Origin of the sequence: Geitlerinema sp. CS-897, from assembly GCF_028368005.1 — a bacterium.
Classification (GTDB): Bacteria; Cyanobacteriota; Cyanobacteriia; order Cyanobacteriales; family Geitlerinemataceae; genus Baaleninema; species Baaleninema simplex.
In genome coordinates this window covers 1-22,001 of the sequence record NZ_JAQNCQ010000376.1, presented here as the reverse complement: position 1 = coordinate 22,001, position 22,001 = coordinate 1, and the positions used below count along the sequence as shown (strand labels likewise).

Genomic DNA, 22,001 nt, shown 5'->3' with positions numbered 1-22,001 from the left:
CTCTAGCTTAAATTCCCACGTCATGTTTAGCATATCTAAACTGTAGCAAATCTTTTGTAGGTTACTCCCCTCGGTCGCGCTTCGCTACACCACCAGCCAAGCTTTCAGCTATGGCTGGAGTACTGCGAAGAATCTGGATAGTGCTTCTTTCCAACCTCGTTATCATCAGTGTACATGACTACCCGCTTAAGTATTTCTGCTTGGTTTACAACTGGAATATTCCCATTTAGACCGTCGATAACCCTAAAAAATATTAAGATTTGCGCCAAATCAACAAATTTGCGGTAATAAATCCTAAAACTGCACCGGACGCATGACAGAGAAAACAGATTTCCGGAATCGATAAATCGAAAGCCGCTTGAATCGCAATCACGAAGAGGATCGATCGCAACCGATCTTTGGCAATTTGCGCTTTTTCCTGACGCCAACCTTGCCAAAAAATCGCCGCCACCGCGCCAATCAACCCCATCACCGCCCCCGACGCACCCACGACAAACTGAGTCTCGCCGCCACGCAACGCCAACAGGGAAATAAACGCCATCGAACCGACGCCGCTGGCGAAATACGTCACCAGAAACCGCTGCATTCCGATGCGCGATTCGACGAACTGTCCCAAGATATACAACCCGAACATATTCATCGCCAGGTGAGAGATCCCGAAGTGCAGGAACGTGGCGGTGACAACGCGCCACCATTCCCCCGTCCACACTTCCTCGGGAACCAACGCCCCCAGTCGGTACAGTACCCAGAGGTTTTCGCTTCCGCCGAGGCGCAATTCCAACAGAAACACCGCTGCGTTTAAGCCGATGAGTCCCCAGGTGGCGATCGCCCGTTTTCCCGCTACGCGCCCACTGTATCGCGCTTCTTGGGACAGTTGCAGCTTCAACGCCGATAGCACTCGCGCTGAATAGTCGCTAAAGTGGGTTTTAAAGTCGAGTTGGGTTTGGTTGAGTCGCCAAGCGATCGCCCTCCGCAACACAGGATCGCAATCTTTCTGTAACGCCCCCAACATCTGCTGCGCTTGTCGCGTTCTCCCCATCGCCATCTGTGAGGTAGCAAGCCAAAACTGTTGGTTCGAGACGGAGTACTTGGAGAGTTCCCCCTCGAACAGTCGATAGACTTGTTGGGTTTCGCCGCAAAAGGCTAAAACGAACAATCTCGCTTGACTGAGGCGATCGAGATCTCCGATTCGCCGTAAATGCTCGTCTACCGAAGGAAACATCCGTAACATCTCGTTGACCTGCCCCGTTTCCCCCAAACAGCGCAGATAATACAGCATTAAATTGGCATCCCGCTCTCGTTCCGGGCGCGATCGCAACCAATTCAGTAACTCGTCCCACGCCCCCCGCATCCAATACTCTAAACCGATCGCACTGCGTCCGAGAACCGTTTTCGGAGTTTGATAAATCTGCAAGAGCGATCGCCCCTTTTCAATATCGCCCCCTTTCGCCACCGCCAACGCCTGCAATACCCCCACGCGATCGGCCCAGCCATCGGCGGGGTGTAAAATCGCGATCGCCACCGCCAACCGACTCGCCGCCTGATACCGTTCCTCGCGAAACAAATCGTTGACCCGGCGCAACCCCAACACTGGAAACAACAGGAATATCCCCCACAACATCCCGCCAATCCAAGCCGCCAATCCTACAGACGCGATGGCTAAGAGCGTCCCCGTAATCGCCAGAATCGCCACCGACACGATCGACCATCCCCATTGTGGCGGTTTGGCGGAGAGCGATCGCACCAAAAACACCACTCCCGAAAGCAGTACCATCCAAATTACAAGTCGATCGATCGTCATAGGGAGAAGGGAAGAGGGGGAGCAAGGGAGAGAGGGAGCAAGGGAGAGGGGGAGCAAGGGAGAGAGGGAGCAAGGGAGAGGGGGAGCAACTGTTCCCTGTTCCCCGTTTCCTGTTCCCCGTTCTCCGTTCCCTATTCCCTGTTCCCTCTCCGTTTCGTGGTATTAGTCGAATGTCGTGCGGTGGAATGTCGCAGGCTGACTTCGCCTGACACGGGTGATGTCGTACTCTACAATTGCCAATCGGTCTTTCGCGGAGAATCGAACTTTGGGAGTCGAACTACGCAGCTTTGTCTATATTGACAGTCTGCAACCTCAACACGCTGCTTACATGGGAACCGTCGCCCTCGGATTTCTCCCCCTTCCTGGCGATACGTCGCTTTGGGTAGAAATCTCGCCGGGAATTGAAATCAATCGCATTACCGACGTCGCCCTCAAGTCCACATCTGTTCGTCCTGGGGTGCAGGTGGTGGAACGGCTTTATGGGTTGCTCGAAGTTCACTCTAGCCGTCAAAGCGACACGCGAACCGCCGGAATCGCCATTCTCGACGCTTTGGGAGTCAAGGAAAGCGAACGTCTCAAACCGCGCATCATGTCGAGTCAGATTATCCGCAACCTCGACCCCCACCAAACGCAACTGATCAACCGCACCCGTCGCGGACAGATGTTGCTGGCCGGACAAAGTTTGTACGTGATGGAAGTCGCCCCGGCCGCTTATGCTGCTTTAGCGGCGAACGAAGCTGAAAAATCAGCCCAGATCAATATTTTACAAGTACAAGCCGTGGGAAGCTTCGGTCGTCTTTATCTCGGTGGAGAGGAGCGGGACATCATCGCCGCCTCTCAAGCTGTCGTCGCCGCGATCGAAAACATCTCCGGCCGCGGACACGGGAAATCCTCGAACGAATGATGAGGAGTCGTAGGGTGTGTGACGCGGGCAGAAAATGTCTTGTGTTGAAAGTAAAATGAGATTTCCCGCGTCACGCACCGCCTCGTGATAATGAGGTGAGGAGATGAGGAGATCTCACATCAGAGATAGCCAAGATACCGGGGTTCTCAGATGATGAGATGACCGGATAACCCGATGATGAGTGGGTGCGTGACGCGAAAAAGCTCATGTTACGGTCAAAACCATACAGTTTTCGGCCGCGTCACACCCCCTTGTATGTTGGCGGTGTACATTGGCGGTGCGCCTCTTTCAGGGAAGAGTTAAGAGTCTAGAGTGAAGAGTTAAAGAGGAATTCCCACTCTACACTCTGCCCTCTGCACTCTTCACTGATAAACACGCACCCTACGACTTGTCCTCCTTGTCCCCTTGTCCTCCTATCCCCTTCATGGCCAACCAAAAATCGCTTAACGGTTGTGCCAAGAGGAGATACACTGAAGGCAACTGCAACGTTTCGTAAAAAATTCACCCCGTCTCAAACGTGAGTGCAGCAAAACAGTATCAAGAAACCATCCCCGCTCACGGTGGCACGTTAATTAACCGGATTGCCACCGAGGAACAAAAGCAAACTTTTCTCGATAAGGCGGATAGTCTTCCCCGCGTCGAGATGGACGATCGCACGTTTTCCGACCTCGTCCTTATCGCCATCGGTGGCTTCAGCCCTCTGACTGGCTTTATGGAAGAGGCCGACTATAAAAGCGTCGTCACGGATATGCGGTTGTCCGATGGACTCCCGTGGTCGATTCCCATTACCCTCAACGTCACCGAAGACGTGGCCGATTCCCTGGAAATCGGGAGTTTGGTACGTTTGGACGACTCGACCGGACGGTTTGTCGGCGTTCTGGAACTGACCCAGAAATATCAGTACGACAAACTCAAAGAAGCCCTTCACGTCTATCGGACGAACGAGGACAAACACCCCGGCGTAGCGGTGGTGTATCAACAAGGGGACGTCAACTTGGCCGGGCCGGTGTGGCTGCTGCAACGCGACCCCCATCCCTCGTTCCCCCGCTATCAAATCGACCCCGCTGAAAGTCGGGAGTTGTTCGCTGAGAAAGGATGGAAAACCGTGGTCGGGTTCCAAACCCGAAACCCGATTCACCGGGCCCACGAGTACATTCAGAAGTGCGCTCTCGAAACCGTTGATGGTTTGTTCCTCCACCCGCTGGTGGGAGCGACGAAAAGCGACGACATCCCCGCTGACGTGCGGATGCGGTGTTACGAAATTATGCTCGATCGCTACTTTCCGCGCGATCGCGTGATGATGGCCATCAACCCGGCGGCGATGCGCTACGCCGGCCCCCGCGAAGCCATTTTCCACGCATTGGTTCGCAAGAACTACGGCTGTACTCATTTTATTGTGGGACGCGATCACGCTGGAGTCGGGGACTACTATGGAACCTACGACGCCCAACATATTTTCGACGAGTTCGAGCCTGGGGAACTGGGTATCGTTCCCATGAAGTTCGAACACGCCTTTTACTGCACGCGCACGCAGTCGATGGCCACCTCGAAGACGAGTCCGAGTACCCCGGAAGAGCGCATTCATTTGTCCGGTACGAAAGTGCGGGAAATGCTACGACGCGGTCAGTTACCGCCGCCGGAATTCTCCCGTCCGGAAGTGGCGACGGAACTCGCCAACGCCATGCACAAAGGTAAAGAGTAAGCCGTAGGGCGGTTGTCGTTGTCGGGGAGCATTTCTCGACAACGACTCGTTTTAGAGCCGTTTTGAATTCGTCTGAAACGGGTTGAAAACTGGTTTTAAGCTGATTAAGCTAATGATGGACTTGCGATCGCCTCACTTTTGACGCCTATCGGCGCAGGGACACGATCGCCCTCGGAAACCCGACCGGAATCGAAAGATCGCCGAACTCAGGGAAAAAGGGCGTGCGAGCCTCGAACGTCGGGAACCGAACCGCCGTAAACTTCTAACACCGCCTAACCCACCCTAACCACCGCAAACCGACATGAAACGACGGGGTTTCTTACAATACGCCACTCGCTCGCTCGTGGCGACGGCCGCGATCGAATTGGGGCTGTCCCTTCAAAGCCGCGACGCGGCCCGCGTGCTGGCTCAAAACGCACCGCGCAAACTCGCCCTTTTGGTCGGTATCGATCGCTATCCAGAATCGGCGACGGGGTCGGAAGAGGGATTGTTTGGCTGTAAAACAGACGTCAGCCTCCAACGCAACGTCTTGATTCACCGTTTCGGCTTCGACCCCGAGGATATCTCGACCCTCACCGACGATCGCGCCACAGTTCGAGGTATTGAAGAGGCGTTTCAACAGCATTTAATCGATCGCGTCCGACCGTCGGACGTCGTCCTGTTTCACTTCAGCGGCTACGGCTCTCAGATACAGGTATCCCGAGATTCCGAACAGGTACAGAACAGCCTGGTCGCAGCAGACGAAAACGAGGCAGACTTGCCCCTGACGACCCTGGCGTTACTGTTGCGATCGCTGGCGACGAAAAAAGTCGTCACCGTCCTCGATACAAGCTATACCTACCCTGGAACGCCGTTACAGGGATCGTTACGCATCCGATCGCGCCCGTCTCCAACCGTCGCGTCCTTCAGCCAAACCCAGCAGGAACGATTGGCGAAACTGCGCGATCGCCTCGGCACAGATCGACCCACGAGCGATCGCGTTCCCGGTCTAGTTCTGACAGCATCGGCAGAACAGCAAATCGCCACCGAAAACCGTTGGCAAGGATTCTCGGCCGGAACCTTTACCTACGCTCTGACTCAACAACTGTGGTGGGCGACCCCCGAACTCCCCGTCGGGGCGACGGTACGCCGAGCCGCTCAAACCGTCGATCGCCTGGCCGGTCGCGACCAACAGCCCCAACTCTGCATCGGACGCCTCGCGGACTGTCCGTCCCAAAACGGCGACAGCAATCTCTCGCTGTTGGTTCCCCAACTCACTGCCGTAACCGCCGACGGTGCGGTGTTATCGGTCGATCGCAACAACGCCAGCGCCTCGGTGTGGCTCGGAGGGTTGCCCAGCGAGGTTCTCGAACGTTACAGCCCCAACAGTCTCTTATCGGTGATTCCCGCACCGGGAGACGCCAACCGCGACCCTCTCACCCTCAAAGTGCGATCGCGCGACGGTCTGATAGCCAAAGCGCAACTCGTCGAAACCTCCGAGTCCGACCTATCCCGCCTCGTACCCGGTCAGCTCGTACGCGAAGACCTGCGCGTCGTTCCTCGCAGCCTCGGACTCACCGTCGCCCTCGACCCCAAACTCGAACGCATCGAGCGCGTCGATGCCACCAGCGCCTTTTCCGGCATTCGCTCGGTGTCCTCGGTCGTAGCTGGGGAGCAACCGGCAGATTGTCTGTTCGGACGGATACGTCGGGCGACTATCGCTCAAACTTACTCGACCGAAGCTATCGATCTTCCCAGCGATCTCGGCAGTTACGGCTTGTTCACGATCGGCCGCGAACTCATTCCCAACAGCATCGGCGAAAACGAGGAAGCCATCAAAAAATCCGTTCAACGCTTGGTTCCCCAACTTCGCACCCTCCTCGCGGCCAAACTCATGGGCTTGACCGCCAACGCAGGGTCTTCGCAAATCGGCGTTCGCGGCAGTCTTCTCGTCTTCGACGGCGAGGGTAACGCCACGACTCCCCAGTACGTCGTGTCTAAACAAACGTTGCGAGGGAAACGCCGCAGTAGCGGTCAACCGATGCCGAAAAGTAGTACGGAAGACGTTCTCGAAGTGCGAGCGGGGAGCCGCATTCGCTACCAACTACAAAATTTAGGCGATCGCCCCCTGTACTATCTCCTGTTCGGTCTCGACAGCAGCGGACGCACCGTCGCGTTTTATCCGTTCCACACCGTCAGCAACGCCAATCCACCCACGCTTCAGCAAGATCCCCTAATGCCGGGAGAGACGGTGAGTTTGCCCCCCGGTTCGCAAAACGTCAGTTGGGAAGTCGGACGGCCGGTCGGACCGGTGAAAATGCAACTGCTGTGCTGCGATCGCCCCTTTGCTCTGGCGTTGGGACTGCTGGCCGCTCGCACCCATCCCGCTCGCAACCCCCGCGACCTCAGCACCCTCGACACGCCCCTCGATATCGCCAAAGCTATCTTGCAAGACTTGCACGTGGCCAGTCTCCGTAACACCCAGGACGAAGACGTTTCGACGGACTTTTACGCCCTCGATACCCGCGTTTGGGCGACTTTGGAATTTGCTTATCGCGTCGTTTGATCGCCCCCCAGGAGAAAATACCCGTGTCTGAAACTGTGGAATTGGTTCGAGAGGCCGTTCGATCGATTCGAGGGGAACTCTCCGAACGCCCTCAAGCGGATGCTGTGGTCGAAGCCTTGTTAGCCTTGGAAAAGCAATCGAAACGCGATCGCGAGCCGTTAGAGTTCGATCGCCTGTTGGGAACTTGGCGGTTGGGATTCGTCACGGGAACCCAGAAAAGTCGTCAGCGAGCGGGGGTAGTGTTAGGGGCGGGTCGCTATCTTCCCCGATGGCTCGAGATTCGGCTAACCTATTCGCAAGGCGATCGCCGCGACGGAGAACCTACCCCAGAATGGGACGCGGGACGAGTCGAAAATTCGGTCAAAGTGGGAGGGTTGCGGTTTACGCTGACGGGGCCGGTGAAGTTCGTCGAGCGCAATCGGTTACTGGCGTTCGATTTCACGCGGGCGACCGTGCAGGTGTTCGGACGGACGCTGTTCGAGGGTTACGTCCGCAACGGTAAAGAACGCGATCGCTGTTTTTACGACACGCCAGTCAAACAGCAGGCATTTTTTAAGTACTTTTGGGTTGACGACACCGGCCTCGGCGCACGAGGACGTGGGGGCGGCTTGGCAATTTGGAGTCAAGTCCTAGAGGATTGAGGGTTTCTCTGTCAAGAAAACTATCGAAATTAAATACAAATTTAACAATTGCAGCGAGTTTATATTGATTTTGTAAAGCTTCGATATCTGTGACACTTCCTAAAGTGTCCGACGCGTTTAACGATGCGATCTCGAATTTCGGTATGCGTAAGTAGAAATACAGAAACTTGTGAAAAGCGATCGAAACCCACCCCTTACAGTGTTGTGTAAGAACAGCAAGCATCTATTTTTCAGAAATCTTGACATTTCCATCCCAGAGTGATGGCTCGTTCTGCGAGTTTCTTTGACTACCTAAACCTGGCGCTGTAAGTGTTTTGTGTCCCCTCGCGCCGATAGAGTTAGAGAATAAATAAATAACAGCGTTAAAGATTTTCTTTATCTAATTTAACGCTGTTAGTCGTTGTGTTTTTGTAAAAAACAGCGTTATTATCAACATTATAAAAATCAATTGAATAGGGAACTCGCGATCGAAAAAAACGTCGTGAGATGTAACTGAAAGAGGCGATCGAAACAACCCGCGATCGCGATCGTTTCAGAATTGCGAATTAGCAAATCGATGCAGGTAAAAGATCCATGAAAACTGATTTCACGTCCTCTGTCTTTGACGAAACTTCCGAATTCCCGACCTTCGAGAGTATGCGTCTGCGTAACGACGACATGATGGACGATATGGATGACGATGACGATGACGATGATGACGATGACGATGATGACGATGACGATGATGACGATGACGATGACGACGATAGCGACGACATGATGGACGACAGTGGCGACGACAGTAGCGGCGATAGCGGCGACGACAGTGGCGACGATAGCGGTGGCGACAGCAGCGGCGATAGCGGCAACTCCAGCGATTGCGACTGTCCCGCTGAAGTCGTCGGTAAATCCTTTGGGAGTTTTACCGAACCCGTAGATACAACCGCCAGTTCCACCATCGAAATTAGCGATCGCAACGGGGGAACCGACAACCGCTTCGACTGGGGTGTCGCCGTTTCGGGAAGTTTTACCAGCGTCCTCCAGTTCGACGGAACCAATCGCTTCGCCGCCGACATTGACGAACCGTTCAAACTCGGACAGATTTTCTATCGCAACGGAACTATCGTCGGAAATAGCGGCTTCGACGGAGAATTTGGTTTCGCCGTCAAACTCGACGTCGAGGGTGCGGACAGCGAAGTCGATTTCGACTTTCTCTTCGATATTCTCAACACCCCCAACGACACCGGCGATCCCGTGATGGACGCCGATCGCCTGCGGTTCGTCACTAGCGGTTTAACCCCAGAAACGTTCGAGGTAGACGGAAAAACCTTTACCTTAGAATTGCTAGGATTCTCCCAAGACGGCGGTTCCAGCTTCGAGAGCGGCTTCGACTCTCCCGAAGAAGGATTCGACATCGCCGATCTGTACGGACAACTGACCCTCGTGAGCGATCCTGGCGATTCCGGTGGTGGTGGCGGCGGAAGCGGCGTCAGTAGCTTTTTCATCGAACTGTCCACCGAAACCGTCGTGTCGATTCAAGCGGCCAACGGCGTATTTATCGGTGGCGACGGAACTGGAAACGGAGCGATCGCCGGATCGGCCATTTTGAGCAGTTCCTCGACGCTGAACGTCGTGTGGAGTACCACCACCTCGGCGGCGATCGCCTTTTCGAGCGAATCCACGTTCCAACTTACTACGGGAGGAAGTGTCGATCTCGACGACATTGGCGAAAACGACGTTATCGGTTCCGAGGGTGACGACAGCGTGTCGGGAACCGACGACAACGACGCCATCGATTGCGGTGACGGAAACGACGAAGTCTCTGGCGAAGCTGGAAACGACGTTCTTGTCGGCGGAGACGGCTTCGATAGCGTGATGGGTGGCGAAGGTATCGACGTTCTCAACGGAAGCAAAGAGGACGACGTGGTTATGGGTGAAGACGGCGACGATATCGTTCGTGGCGGTCAAGGAAACGACATCGTCATGGGTGGCGACGGCGACGATGCCATTTTTGGCGACTTCGGCTTCGACATCCTCACCGGTGAAGGCGGAAGCGATACCTTCGTGTTGCGGATCGAAACCGACATCAACATCGAAGCGGCGTTAAGTACCGACTTAATTACCGACTTCGAGGCTGGCGTCGATCGCATCGCTCTCGAAAGCATCTCGAACCTTTCGTTTGAGGTGGGTGACTTCAACGACGACTCGATCGAAGATGTTGGCATTAAACTCGAAGCCGGATTCTTTGTCGGATTCGTCCTCAGCACAACAGACGTTGCGGCGGTTGAAGACTCCCTCGTGGAAGTCCCCGACGGCGACTATGCGTTTTAATTAAAGGCGTTTTAATTAAAGCTATCGCTCCTCATTGTTCTCGCACTGGTTCCCTCGATGTTGTGTCGGGGGAACTTTTTTCAGGGCTGAAGTTCCCTCTAAACTGAAGTTCCCTGAAGTAATGAGATTCCAGTTGGGTTAAAAACCTTGCCCAGCAAGGGTTTCCGCGAGAATTGTCCAAAAGCTTACTGGGTACAACCTCGCGAGTGCAATGGCTGAACCTTATGTTTCATCGGGGTTGTAGCGATTCGGTCTTTCCGGTGAGTTAACTCGGCCACCTATTTTCACTCTACGCCATCGCCGTAACGATTTCAATCCCGTAGCCACCTTGACACTTGCTTGTCTCAACGCGATCGGCGTATCCTGTAGAAAAAGCGATCGCCTCAAAATCCGCTGCTGGAGTCGCTTTTAAAGATGTAGCCAGACGGGGACTTTCAAAAATCGCTGAACCTCCCGCTAGATAAGCATTTCGTCAATTTTTTTAGAGGGAACTTCAGTTTTAAAAAAGCGGCGGATTTCGGCATTACGCGCGTGCAGGATATCCCCGAAGCTTACGTTCTAGCCTGTGAATTGGTTCCCAATGCGTTACATGACGTTCGAGGTACGATCGACTGTTAAACGCGATTGTCTTTCATTAAGAAGCACGCTTTAGCATGATAGTATTTTTGCCTAGAGTTCCCATTCTACTGCTATCATAATTAGCACAGACGCTCCAATAAAAAAGTAAGGGGCAAAAGGGCAATTTTCATCGTTAGCATCTACCATACAGTACCGATCGATCGTCGATCCTAAAAGTGGAAAAAGCTCATCAAGAATTACATCAAGATGACTTTTCTTTAAGGTTTCATCTTGTTCTACTGTATCATCTGGATTAGTTAACAAATAGTCGATGAGCCAAAATTCAAACCGATCTTGGCTCATCGTTTTAGCATTACGATAAATATCAATTTCATCCCAATAGCCTTTATCAAGTACATCCCAATAGCCTTCAAGGATTTTTTGATGTCCAGAATAGGATGTTTTAGCAAACTCAAATAAGGCTCTAATCCCAGACTTGCGAATCAGCTCTTTACTGAGTTGGCGATTTCTTCTGGGTTTTCGGAAAACCTTGAAATCAACAATGCGCCTTTGCCAACTCTCACTCGCTACTATGAGATATCGAACTAATTCCTGTGCTTCCTGACTAAAATTAGGCTCAGGAAAAATGTAGTAGCTATTTCCAAGGCGGAATGCTCGATCCGCAAAAGGTCTTGCACTTTCGCTATGTTGCCAGATAAACGACTGCATCTCAGACTCGTTCATGGTTTGGGTACATCCTCTGTGAGTTCGTTCAGCATCCGTTGCCTATTTTTACATAAGTTCTTTAAGTATTTTAGGGTGGATTTTACTTCCGATGTCTGTTTAGTCTTTTTTACGTTTCTCCATGAGCAGACGAACACTAAAGAGCCTCAACCTACTCCCGACTTTCCTAAGAAAATCGGGTGAACCGCGTCCACCCGAAACCCCTCACTACAACAAACTCTATCCCCGAGAAACCTGCTTCGCCACCAACTCCCGAAAAATCCCGTACATATCGTTAGCGAACTTCTTGGGATTCCACAACGGCGCGAGGGTTTCCGTCTGTTTCCCCCGTTCTAACTGCTGTCGCATCTGCTGGCGCAACCCCTCATCGCGTCCCAAGCGAACCGACCAGTCAATATACTCGTCCCACGTCAACGCAATCCCCATGTCCGTTCCCGCCGCTTTCATCAACGAGTACGCCTGACGACCGAAGGATTGTTGCGACACCAACGCCACCACTGGCATATTGAACCACAACGCCTCGACCACGTGCGTCGCACCGCTGTAGGGATAAGAATCGATGAGAACGTCGGCGAACTGGTAAATTAAACGGTGTTCTTCTTCAGTGCGAGTGCGCGGTAAAACGCGAATGCGGTTGGTACGAACGCCTTGACGCTGACATTCTTCCTTATAAATGCGTTCGATCGCCACCAAATCCCCGACGCGACCCTTGTAAAACAGCAAACTGTCGGGAACTTGCGCCAAAATACGAATCTGCGCTTCTACCAACTCGGGACAGAACTTGTTCCCCGTCGCCACGCAGAGAAACGCCACCTGATTCGGCGCAACTCGCATCGATCGCCGCAACACCTCGCGATCGACCGCTTTAATGGGAAGTCCCCGCGTCGCCGCAAAGGAGTCGGGAAGGCGCACCACCTGTTCGATGTAGTGTTCCTCCACGCCAGCGGGGTGAGTTTGCCAATCTCCTAAATAGTAATTCTTCGGCGTCAAATAGGGCGCGTCAAATCCCAACCAGGACACGCAAACGTGGGCCGGACTGTTGTAAAACACTTCTGTATTCGGCATCACCGTCACCGAATCCATATCTACCAAAACATCTAACCGATCTTTCGCCACTTCCGCCAAAATCGCCTTAGCTTGTGCGCCTTGGGGTCGGCTAAACTTCTCCGCATAGGTCTCGAACCGCTGCGTGAGTTCGTCTCGTCCCATGTCTCCGGTCACGTAGAGGAAAATGTGCGGCGTGAGTTTCGACAGTTCCTCCATAATATCCACACTCAACCAGCCAACGGAATGGCGGCGGAAGTGTTTCGATAAAAAGCCGATGCGAAGCGGATGACTGGGGTTCGGACGCAGGTTGAGGGGAATCTCTTTGTGTTTCTCGGCGTTGGATTTCGCTTCGAGATATTTAACATAAAACTGTGCCAAACTCTTACATAGCTTAGCGTTCGCCGGAACGTCATCTCGTAAGTGTGGCATATCGAAAGCGATATTGAGATAAAGCCGCACGATATCCTGATAGGTGAGGGTTCCTTTGAGGAGTTCGTAAATTTGCGGTTCCATCTCCTGAAACTTGGCGATCGCAATATCGCTGACCCCCGAGTTCAAATGTGCCTTAATCGCGGCCAGCGACGCCATCACCGCGTCTTTCCCTTTCGTATTTTCACAGTATTTCAGCGAAATTTCTCGCGCCGCCGCTTGGTCGAGGACGTTGTAAATCTCGCACAAACTCCAGTAGGCTTCGCTGAGGTCGCTTTTGAGTGCGATCGCTTTTTTATAGAATCCGATCGCCGTCTGTTTGTCCCCTTTACCGTAATATTTATTCGCCAGTAAACGATAGGACTCACCGCCACCAAATTCAGCATCGAGATCTAACGCTTGTTTCCAACATTGAATCGTTTCGTCAACTTTGCCCAGACGCTCGTAAACCTTCCCTAAATTCCAATGAATTCCAGGAATTTTATTATCGATCGAAAGTGCTTTTTGATAAAGTTTTAACGACTCTTGCGGCTGATTTTGGAAGAAATAAAGACTAGCAATGTTCGAGTATACCTCAGCAAAATCAGGTTTAATCGCGATCGCTCGCTGATAAGCGTTCATCGCCGCAGAGCCATTTTGCTGCCCTAAAAAGGCATTCCCCAAACTTTTATACGCTTCGGCAAAATCCGGTTTGCCTTGAATCGCTTTTCGGCACGCATCGATCGCCGCCACGTAATTCTTTTCTTCTAAATACAACTCGGCTAGCGTATGGTGAACCTCGGGAAATTCCGGTCTCAATACCAAGGCGCGGCGATAGTAGCGTAATGCCGTGCGAATTCGTCCGGTATGCTCTTTGATAAAGTTTCCGGTCTCGAACTCGTATCCCGCAACAGTATTATAATTTTCCAGATCGTAATTCCACTTACCAATATAATGATAGTAATTCAAGAAATAATCGATAATGCGATTGAAATTCTCTTGGATTTCTTCCCGTTCCGGCTCGAGTTCCAACGCCTTTTTAAAATGTTCTAACGCCTTACTCGGAACGCTGTGCAGTTCGCAAGCCAATCCCAACGCATTTTGATACGTCGCATTTTGCGGGTCGCGTTCGACTGCTTTTTGTAAATCGAGAACGGCTTGATAGCTTTGATGGTGGTGGTAGGCGATGCAACCTAACCCGTAGTGTGCTTCAGCGTTGTTGGAATCGCCTTCGAGGAGTTTTTTATAGAGATAAACCGCCTGTTTGTAGTCTTCCTGACGCTGAAATAGCTGCGCTAAATGTAAAAGTTCCCGTTTCCAAGCCTCGAGATTGCTATGGCGTAACTGTCGCAGTAGCGTATTGAGTTGTTGGCGCGGCTGTTCTAAACTGGGGTCGAGTTCGATCGCCCGTCGGTAACAGGCCGCCGCCTCAGCGATGTTCTGTTGCGCTTGGTACGCCGCACCGAGATTGTGGTGGTAGCTGGAATTGTCGGGACTGCGATCGATGGCTTGTTGGAGAAAGGCGATCGCGCGATCGAACTGGCGTTGTTGGTACGCCAGCGTTCCCAACCCTTGCAACCCATCGGGATGGTTAGGTTCGCGATCGAGCAGTTGTCGGTAAAGCTTTTCAGCCTGTTGAAGATATCCCGCGCGATGAAACTGACGCGCCGTTTGAATCAAGTGAGTTAACGCCGCCGTGCGATCGCATTGCAGCAGATCGTACCAGGCGCGAGACAGGTTCGCCTGTAGCGTGGCGCTTTGAGGTTCGATGGCGATTCCCTTGCGATAGTTGGCGACCGCAGCTTCGGGTTTTCCCTTGGCGCGATAGGCCATTCCCAGCGTGTTGTAGAACACCGGATTTCGGCTGTCGAGTTCGATGGCGCGTTCGACAAGTTCGATGGCGCGATCGCACTCTCCCTTCTGATACGCCACCGCACCGAGACCGTGTAACGCCTCCGCTCGCTGGGGGTCTTCGTTTAAAATATCCCGATAGAGTCGATCGGCCTGGTCTAAATCTCCCGTTCTGTGCGATCGTACCGCCGCCGCTAACGCTTCCACTACACTCATTTCAAGAATTGATAATTGATAATTGATAATTGACAACGAAGAAAAGGTGCGTGACGCGGAAAATTTCAGGTTAGTGTAAGCACCATACATTTTCTAGCCGCGTCACACACCCTACCGATTCCTGGTGACTGATTTCACGGGTGACTGGTGACGGGTGACGGGTGACTGATTTCCCGTTCTCGCACTTTAACCAAGGGTTGCGGTTCGGGGAACTGTCCCGCCGCCACTTGTTTCATCAACTCGATGTGTTTGGGAAGCAGAACCGAATGCGCGTACTGTTCCAAAACCGTTTTCCGTGCGTTTTCCCGAATATGCGCCATTTTCGTCGGGTGTTCGAGAACGTCGCTGACGCGATCGGCGATTTGTTTCGGCGAGAAGAAATCCACCAAAAAGCCATTTTTCCCGTCGTGAATTACCTCTCGAACCGGCGGCGTGTCCGAGCCGACGACAACGCATCCAGTGGACATCGATTCAATCATCGACCACGACAACACGAACGGCCGCGTTAAATAAATATGTGCGTCAGACGCTTGAATTACTTTTAAATATTGTCCGTAAGGAAGAGTTCCCACAAAATGCACCCGCGACATATCTAACGGAACCTTTTCCAGCATCTCTTCTTTGTAACTTTTCCCGTTCGGAAGCGATTTTCCGTAACAGACCCGTTCTGCGGCGACGACGACCACATGACAGTTGGGTCGTTTTTCCTGAAGATAGGCGATCGACTCGATGAATTCCGGGAAACCGCGATAGGGTTCCATTCCCCGCGAAACATAGGTGACGATTTCCTCCGCGTGGGACAAATCCAGATTGGGAAGAACCAACTTCGCACCGGGTTTCGGTTTAAAAAACTCCGTATCCACCCCGTCATGCATCACCGTCATTTTCGGCTGAAACTCCTTGGGAAACTGGGATTTCTGCCAAATCGTCGGCGAGAGTCCCCAATCGCAAGCGTACAAATCCATCAAAATCGGCGCGTTTTTCACCCGAATTTTCGCCTCGTCGTCGGGAGAGAGGGGATCGGCGGGGTCGAAGTCCGCGTCAGAACCGTGGGCCCAGTAGAACCACTCGAAATAACACATCAACTTCGCCTCGGGGAAGACATCCTTCACGAACAGCGTCGGTCCCCATCCCGAATGGCCGTACACCAAATCGGGAACGAAGCCTTGATTTTTCAAGGCGATGAGGGTTCGATACACCGCTTGTCCGTGTAACACCGCACTTTCGAGGGGTCGGACGTAGTGATGGGTTTCCGGCCGGGGATCGCGACTCGGCGAAAACAACGCCTTCTTCACACCGGGAATTTTCCACTCAGGACGCTCGTTTTTCGTCCCGAAAACCAGTTCGTTCTCGGGATCTCGACCTAAAATCGTAGCGACGTGGCGAAATTGAGCGGGAAAGTTCGGGTGCAGGAATAAAACACGCATGGCGGCTAAGTTCGGAACTGGCGGTTTGACGGATTCGGAGTTTCCAGCCAACGGCTAGACGCGAGAGCGACACGGACGACCCCGCGCGATGCCAAGTCAGATATGGTATCGCATTCTTGGCAAGTCTGGTGTACTGGCAGAATATCACGAGAGCGAATCGTTCCATCCCCAGTCTTGCTGCAACTCGTCGAACAAGGCGCGGTTGTGGGGAGCGAAGTACGTCTGCAACTGTTGTTTTAGTGACTGCGGAATGTTTGAATAGTTCCCTGTGTTGAGGCTGGGGTACGCCTCGAGGGAGATGGGGGGAAGGTCGAGGAAGGACAACACCCGCGTCAAGGTGTCGTTGGGGTTGCGATAGAAGGCTTCGCTGTTGAGAACGAGCATTTGTTCTCGGGGGAAGTGGTTCCACCATTGTTGGAGTTGTTCGAGGTAACGTCCCCGCGCGAGGTAACTATAGTGTTGGTAGTTATCACTGCGATAGTGGGGGTCGTTCCGGAGTTTTTCGGCTTCGGTGGCGAGGCGTTGGGGTTCTTGGCGAAAGGCTTCTTGAAGAGAAAGGGTCTCGAAACCCTGTTTGACTTCGTGGAAGTATTGGGAAATGGCGCGATCGACTGGGTTTCGCAGCAGTGCGATAAGTTTGACCTGGGGACAAGTAGCGGCGACGCGACGGGGTACGTCGGGATGAAAGATGTAGTAGGGACTGGCTTCTCCGGCGATCGCACTGTTTGGGGTGTCGGGAAATTGTCTGGCGTACCAGTCGACGCCGAGATGATAGTGCAAGTCGAAGAAATGGACTTCTTTTTGAGGGGCAACTCGCACCTGGGGATGTTGGCTGAGGTAGTAAAATAAGGAAGTCGTTCCGCCTTTTTGCGCGCCGATAATGAGAAAGTTTGGCATTGTGGGCGATCGATTTTATGGTGCGGTGTTTTTTACCATATTTTTGTTATAACTGCAAGTATTTTTAAAGATTTGTAGTTTGGACGAAAACCCACAGAATTTAGGGAAAATCACCACAGAGACACAGAGGACACGGAGAAGTTTTGTGTCTGTCGATCGAATGCTGTCGCTTTTAAAAGCTTGGGTTGAGGAACGACAACGAACCGAAGATTTTATGTGTTTTGATGGCGTTTAAAATCGTTTGGCGCTGCGGGTGACCGGATCGAATTCAAACCGCTTCGTGTAATCGGTTTTTCCGTAAAGATTAAACGAGACCGTCGGCGTGTTTCCCAAGGCTTCAATACAGTGGATGGCGTCTGGGGTAAACGCGATCGCCTCACCCGGTTCGAGAACGCGATCGCCAACCTTCTCGATCGCGTCTCCCTCCGTTCGCCGCCACAAACTGTTTTTCTCAGAACCGTCTAACATGGCGACGACTCCCCAAGTCGCGTGGTTGTGGATTGGCGATGTGGCTCCCGGCGTCCACGCCACCAGTTGCACTGTAAACGGATAGTCCGGTTCGTCGTACAATTTTGAGACCGACCAACCTTTTTTGGGATCGGGGGGAACGTAAAAGGCTTCGAGCCATTGCGCGTCGGTGAGAAACTGACGCACTCGCGGAACGATACGGAAGAGGCGATCGCGATCGTCCCCGAACTCCGCCACGATATCTTCTAAATCCGTCAGCAGGCGATACAGTCGATAGGGAGAGTGTAACCTCGTCTCAACCTCGCCATCGAAGGGTTGACAGTCTCCGGTGTCTGTAGCCAGCCAATTCGTCATGGTTGAAGTCTGGTAGGGGGAACTGCTTGCGATACGGCGATCGCGGAAATTTAGATGTTGACCAAACCGAAACGCGATCGCAGATCGTAACTACAGTAACTCTTATTGATTTCAGGAACCATTTAGGATGAAAGTTCGATACTTAACGACCCTCGCCACCCTTTCAGTATTGAGTCTCGGCGTCGCCTTCGGTTGTGCGAATCCTTGCGCTGCTCAGGATGCAACGTCTCCCAATGCTGAAGAAGCTATGGATCCAGACAATCCCTGCGCTGGAGACAACCCTTGTGCGGCGAAAGAAGACAATCCCTGTGCTGGAGACAACCCTTGTGCGGCGAAAGAAGACAATCCCTGCGCCGCCAATTAATTAGACGCTGGAAACAATTTGAAAGCCAAGCAAATGGGTTTCTTTCGGGAAACCCAATTTTTTTTAAAACGATTTTTTCTGTACCATTTCTGACGGCGCAAAGACCATCTCTCCCGCTTCCGTATCCGTCTCGAACCACAGATGCAAATTGCCCTCCGCATCGATATCGTAGCGGGTCGTACCTTGGAGAGAAACGAGATAGTTTAATTCCCACTCCATCACGTTGGGTTCGCAAGCCATACGTGTCGAGCCAGGTGGCGACACCGTCATGCGATCGCCACTTGCAATCTCGTACCCCGAAAAGTAGTTGTTGCAACCTCCCGAACCGCGAACGGTGTCCTCGCTGAAGTTTGCAGTAATCTCGGGGAGATCGGCGTCGATGGCCGTTCCGTTCCACGAGACGAGTCGCCACAGAGTACGTTGTAAATCAGAAGACTCCATCGTCCGTCGAACTGGGGGTTTTTTCTGAGCGATCGCACAGTCTGCGATCGTTGCAAAGCCAACCAAGCTCGCGATCGCAGCGACGGACAAAACAGAAGCCGTTCGAAAATTGAAACGTTTCACGGGAGATGCCTCCAGTTATTGTAACGGACGAAACATCGTACCCTCATTATGAACGATCGCTCAACTGAGTCGGGCAGCGATCGCCGCTCGGTGCTTCGCGACACCGTACCAGAAGTTCGTCGAGTTGGGGAGTTTTGGCGGTAAACCGCACGTAAAATCGCGTATCGTCTGCGTCGTGGCGTCGAGTGACTTTCGCGTAAATATCTCCCGTGCAAAACCCTTCACCGTCGGCGAGATTGATTTTAAGATTGGTCAGGGGTTCTTCGACAGACGTACCTCGTACTTCCGCCGCACGATCGGATAACTGTAAAATTCGACCAGTTTGCGGGCGATCGCGCACCGATTTTCCCGACAGTTCTCGATATAAAATATCGACGGGATGAGACAGTTTCACGAGTTCGTCTTCTACGCGAGGAAGTCGCAAACCATACCTTCCCGAAATTCCCGTGACGTCGTGAATTAAAATCGGTTCCTCAAACCCTTTCACTTCAATTTCAAACGTGCGATCGATGTCTAACGTTCCTAAAACTCCCATCTTGGTCGAATTAGAAATCAACACTTGACCGCCGACCGTACAGGATTCGATTCGAGCTGCCAGATTGATATGAGTTCCAATGACCGACCATTTGGCTCGCTTTAACGAACCGATATTTCCGACGACCACTTCTCCAGTATTAATCCCGATTCCCATTTGAATATCGGGCAACTTTTTCTGATTCAATTTTTCGTTAAGGCTCGGCATCGCTGCTTCCATTGCTAAAGCACAGGCGATCGCACGATCGACATCGTCTTCCGAAGAGGTTGGCGCACCAAAGAAAACAAGTATACCATCTCCCATAAACTCGTTGATCGTCCCTTTATAAAAGGTAATAATATCCGTCATTTCTCCCAAATAAATATCGAGAAGTTCCACCACTCGTTCGGGAGCTAACTGTTCTGAAAGTGTCGAAAAACCGCGCAAATCGGACATTAAAATCGTCACGACTTGGCGGCGACATTGAAAGTTCAAACCTTCAGGTGTTTCGAGTAATGTCGCCACCACTTCGTCAGTAATGTAACGTCCAAAAATCCGACGAAGCTGCGTCGCGCTGGCTGCCAAATAAATGGCGATCGCCGCCGCCGAACCGAAAATTCCAAACAGCGTCGGCACCACCGGAAGCCACCAGCCTTGGGTAAACGCTACCCAAACGGCCACGAGAACGCCAATCCCTAAAACGCCCCAACCGATCCACAGCGAAAGGGACAAGCGGGACGCCTCAAAAACATGGCGTTTCTGCCAACTCCACAACGACGCCACGAGAATCCAAGCCACGATCCAAAGCCATTCAACCGGTTCGGACAGCGATCGCATCACTCGGCGCTCTCCTAACGCCGTCGCAATAATTTGCTGGGTGACGTGAGCTTGAATTTCTACCCCCGTCATGTGTCCGAGGGGCGTAAAGTGGATATCGTTGGCACTTTCAGCCACGTAACCCATTAAGACGACGCGATCGCGAAAAAAGTCAGGATCGACCGTTCCCGACATCACCTCTGTCAGCGATACCCGAGCGATCGAAGTATTGCGATAGTCGATAAGAATTTGATAGCCGCGATCGTCAGCTCGCACGTAGCCCCCATCGTAGGTTTGAAACCGGGGAAACGTCGCCGTTCCCAAGAGCATCGTCTCGGGATCGTGGGGGGCGGGTTCCGGTTCGATATCGTAAGGAGCGAGGTACTGTTTCGCCAACTGCAACCCTAACCCCGTCACGAGTTCGCTAGTGCGCGATCGAATAAACAAGTACGCTCGCCGCATCTTCCCATCATCGTCGCTTTTAATATCGTTGGCCCCCACTTGTCCCAATTCCATCAGAACGGCGTCCGCATCAATGGGAGGATTGCCGTTCCATCCCACGACTTTACGAATTCCGACGAGATTGGGAGTGGTCGAAAACGTGCGATCGAGGCGATCGGAGCCGGGAGGATGGGGTAAATCGCGGTAAATATCGAGGCCGATGGCGCGGGGATTCGCTTCTCGAATCGTTTCGATGATTTGCGCCAGTTCGCCGTCAGACAACGTCGGACGGGCTAAGGTTTCCGTAATATCGTTTTCTGTAATCCCCACCAACACCACGCGAGAGGCGGTGGGTTCGAGAGGACGCCAACGCAGCAGCAGATCGTAAGCCGCCAGTTCCAACGGTTGCAACGCCCCCGCAAAGCGCAACGCCATCAGAACCACCGTGACGCCAGGAACCGAGGCGATCGCGCCGCGCCACTGCCACAGCCAACCTCGAAAGCCTTGCCCCATTACCGCTTACTCATCAAAAGTCCAGCGTCCGACGAGGGGAAGTTCTGCATACTCGCCCAACTCTGCCGACTCTAACAAAGATTTCCAGGCTGCGTCGAGGTCGTCGTTGTCGGGATCGGCCAGTCGCGCCTCGAAAACCCCCACCAGCGGATCGTACCAAATGCCATCGCGGGCGCAGAGTGCCGCCCGTTCGGTACAAGTATCGTCCCCGAGAGCGTCGCGAACGTCCGGTGTCGGTTCGGCGATGCGAAACTGTCCCACGCTAATGGGGTTACTGCTGTTGTCGAACTCGTCACAGAGAATGCGAACCGACCAATCGTAAGTCGTACCCGGTTCGAGATCGGGGATTTCCGGGGGCGTTAGAGCGATCGCCCCTTCCGTCTCGGGGAGTGGAAACGTCGCACGATAGAGGGAACCCTCTTCGTCGAAAATCCGCAGTTCGCCACGATCGACCCCCGACTCAGTCACCAAGGGCAACACGGCCAGAAACCCCGGTAACGCCTCCGTGGTCAGAGGACTGTCAGACGGAACGAGCAACACGATCTCTGCACCGTCAGCGATGCAAGTACCGCCATCGCGAACCGGGCCGCGCGTTCCGGTGCCTCGCGTACCGTCCTCCGTGGGTTCGACGCGCGGCTCGAAGGCCGGATAGTCACCGTCGAGTTGTGCGAGGGCAGAGCCGCTAGCAGTCAGAGCGATCGCGAGAACAAATCCTAGAGAAAACACGGTGGGGTTATGCCTGTGAATAGCTAGAAATCGCCTGCACTGTAGTTTAAGTGACGTACTCCCGACATCGATGCAAGCATACGATGCGGGCTTCTCCCACCTGCTGCATCTACAACGATCTCTGTGTCCAGAGCGCAGGATTCGAGCGTTTTAGAGTGAGGAGACGCCCATCCCCACTTTTAAGTTTCTT

General features: G+C 52.9%; 15 protein-coding genes. 6 read left to right on the top strand and 9 right to left on the bottom strand.

Going from position 1 to position 22,001, the window contains the following annotated elements; translation table 11 throughout:
* Positions 1-253: 253 nt before the first annotated feature.
* Positions 254-1,801 carry a rhomboid family intramembrane serine protease gene (locus POG22_RS23795; protein ID WP_498907377.1) on the bottom strand — a complete coding sequence of 516 codons (1,548 nt, stop codon included), beginning with the start codon at positions 1,799-1,801 and terminating at the stop codon, positions 254-256.
* 265 nt (positions 1,802-2,066) lie between these two features.
* On the opposite strand from POG22_RS23795, the gene ccmP reads away from it, so the two are divergent.
* From ccmP to POG22_RS23770, 5 genes are all read left to right on the top strand, one after another.
* Positions 2,067-2,705, top strand: a complete 639-nt coding sequence (ccmP, locus tag POG22_RS23790; protein ID WP_498907376.1) for a beta-carboxysome protein CcmP — start codon at positions 2,067-2,069, stop codon at positions 2,703-2,705.
* A 517-nt stretch (positions 2,706-3,222) separates the two neighbouring features.
* Positions 3,223-4,407, top strand: a complete 1,185-nt coding sequence (gene sat / locus POG22_RS23785) for a sulfate adenylyltransferase (protein WP_063716476.1) — start codon at positions 3,223-3,225, stop codon at positions 4,405-4,407.
* Positions 4,408-4,708: 301 nt separating this feature from the next.
* Positions 4,709-6,952 carry a caspase family protein gene (locus tag POG22_RS23780; protein WP_063716475.1) on the top strand — a complete coding sequence of 748 codons (2,244 nt, stop codon included), beginning with the start codon at positions 4,709-4,711 and terminating at the stop codon, positions 6,950-6,952.
* Positions 6,953-6,975: 23 nt separating this feature from the next.
* Positions 6,976-7,593, top strand: a complete 618-nt coding sequence (locus POG22_RS23775; RefSeq protein WP_498907375.1) for a hypothetical protein — start codon at positions 6,976-6,978, stop codon at positions 7,591-7,593.
* Between the two features lie 573 nt (positions 7,594-8,166).
* Positions 8,167-9,903 (top strand): choice-of-anchor K domain-containing protein, encoded by a 1,737-nt coding sequence (locus tag POG22_RS23770; RefSeq protein WP_498907374.1) that lies wholly within the window; start codon positions 8,167-8,169, stop codon positions 9,901-9,903.
* A 669-nt stretch (positions 9,904-10,572) separates the two neighbouring features.
* Here POG22_RS23770 and POG22_RS23765 read toward each other — a convergent pair.
* The 5 genes from POG22_RS23765 to POG22_RS23745 form a co-directional block, all read right to left on the bottom strand.
* Positions 10,573-11,205, bottom strand: coding sequence for a hypothetical protein (locus POG22_RS23765; RefSeq protein WP_063716472.1), 633 nt, complete (start codon positions 11,203-11,205; stop codon positions 10,573-10,575).
* Positions 11,206-11,424: 219 nt separating this feature from the next.
* Positions 11,425-14,727 (bottom strand): tetratricopeptide repeat protein, encoded by a 3,303-nt coding sequence (locus POG22_RS23760; RefSeq protein WP_498907373.1) that lies wholly within the window; start codon positions 14,725-14,727, stop codon positions 11,425-11,427.
* Between the two features lie 134 nt (positions 14,728-14,861).
* Positions 14,862-16,154 (bottom strand): glycosyltransferase family 4 protein, encoded by a 1,293-nt coding sequence (locus POG22_RS23755; RefSeq protein WP_498907378.1) that lies wholly within the window; start codon positions 16,152-16,154, stop codon positions 14,862-14,864.
* Between the two features lie 144 nt (positions 16,155-16,298).
* Entirely contained in the window at positions 16,299-17,051 is a 753-nt protein-coding gene (locus tag POG22_RS23750) for a sulfotransferase family protein (protein ID WP_498907372.1), read from the bottom strand.
* A gap of 231 nt (positions 17,052-17,282) precedes the next feature.
* Positions 17,283-17,873, bottom strand: coding sequence for a cysteine dioxygenase family protein (locus tag POG22_RS23745; RefSeq protein ID WP_063716469.1), 591 nt, complete (start codon positions 17,871-17,873; stop codon positions 17,283-17,285).
* A 127-nt stretch (positions 17,874-18,000) separates the two neighbouring features.
* Here POG22_RS23745 and POG22_RS23740 point away from each other — a divergent pair, with 127 nt between their 5' ends.
* Positions 18,001-18,237 (top strand): hypothetical protein, encoded by a 237-nt coding sequence (locus tag POG22_RS23740; RefSeq protein ID WP_074170865.1) that lies wholly within the window; start codon positions 18,001-18,003, stop codon positions 18,235-18,237.
* Between the two features lie 63 nt (positions 18,238-18,300).
* Here the strand turns inward: POG22_RS23740 and POG22_RS23735 are convergent, their stop codons facing one another.
* Genes POG22_RS23735 through POG22_RS23725 form a run of 3 tightly spaced genes read right to left on the bottom strand, consistent with a single transcriptional unit; the run spans position 18,301 to position 21,811 of the window.
* Positions 18,301-18,801 (bottom strand): META domain-containing protein, encoded by a 501-nt coding sequence (locus POG22_RS23735; protein ID WP_150128395.1) that lies wholly within the window; start codon positions 18,799-18,801, stop codon positions 18,301-18,303.
* Between the two features lie 46 nt (positions 18,802-18,847).
* Positions 18,848-21,085 (bottom strand): CHASE2 domain-containing protein, encoded by a 2,238-nt coding sequence (locus POG22_RS23730; protein ID WP_498907371.1) that lies wholly within the window; start codon positions 21,083-21,085, stop codon positions 18,848-18,850.
* 6 nt (positions 21,086-21,091) lie between these two features.
* Positions 21,092-21,811: a DUF928 domain-containing protein gene (locus tag POG22_RS23725; protein WP_498907370.1), complete on the bottom strand. Its 720-nt coding sequence runs from the start codon at positions 21,809-21,811 to the stop codon at positions 21,092-21,094.
* Positions 21,812-22,001: the final 190 nt, after the last annotated feature.

What these genes read in the sequence shown, in the direction of transcription:
- POG22_RS23795 (WP_498907377.1), bottom strand. Translation starts at nt 1,801, where the DNA reads ATGACGATCGATCGACTTGTAATTTGGATGGTACTGCTTTCGGGAGTG.
- POG22_RS23780 (WP_063716475.1), top strand. Translation starts at nt 4,709, where the DNA reads ATGAAACGACGGGGTTTCTTACAATACGCCACTCGCTCGCTCGTGGCG.
- POG22_RS23770 (WP_498907374.1), top strand. Translation starts at nt 8,167, where the DNA reads ATGAAAACTGATTTCACGTCCTCTGTCTTTGACGAAACTTCCGAATTC.
- POG22_RS23765 (WP_063716472.1), bottom strand. Translation starts at nt 11,205, where the DNA reads ATGAACGAGTCTGAGATGCAGTCGTTTATCTGGCAACATAGCGAAAGT.
- POG22_RS23760 (WP_498907373.1), bottom strand. Translation starts at nt 14,727, where the DNA reads ATGAGTGTAGTGGAAGCGTTAGCGGCGGCGGTACGATCGCACAGAACG.
- POG22_RS23755 (WP_498907378.1), bottom strand. Translation starts at nt 16,154, where the DNA reads ATGCGTGTTTTATTCCTGCACCCGAACTTTCCCGCTCAATTTCGCCAC.
- POG22_RS23750 (WP_498907372.1), bottom strand. Translation starts at nt 17,051, where the DNA reads ATGCCAAACTTTCTCATTATCGGCGCGCAAAAAGGCGGAACGACTTCC.
- POG22_RS23745 (WP_063716469.1), bottom strand. Translation starts at nt 17,873, where the DNA reads ATGACGAATTGGCTGGCTACAGACACCGGAGACTGTCAACCCTTCGAT.
- POG22_RS23740 (WP_074170865.1), top strand. Translation starts at nt 18,001, where the DNA reads ATGAAAGTTCGATACTTAACGACCCTCGCCACCCTTTCAGTATTGAGT.
- POG22_RS23730 (WP_498907371.1), bottom strand. Translation starts at nt 21,085, where the DNA reads ATGGGGCAAGGCTTTCGAGGTTGGCTGTGGCAGTGGCGCGGCGCGATC.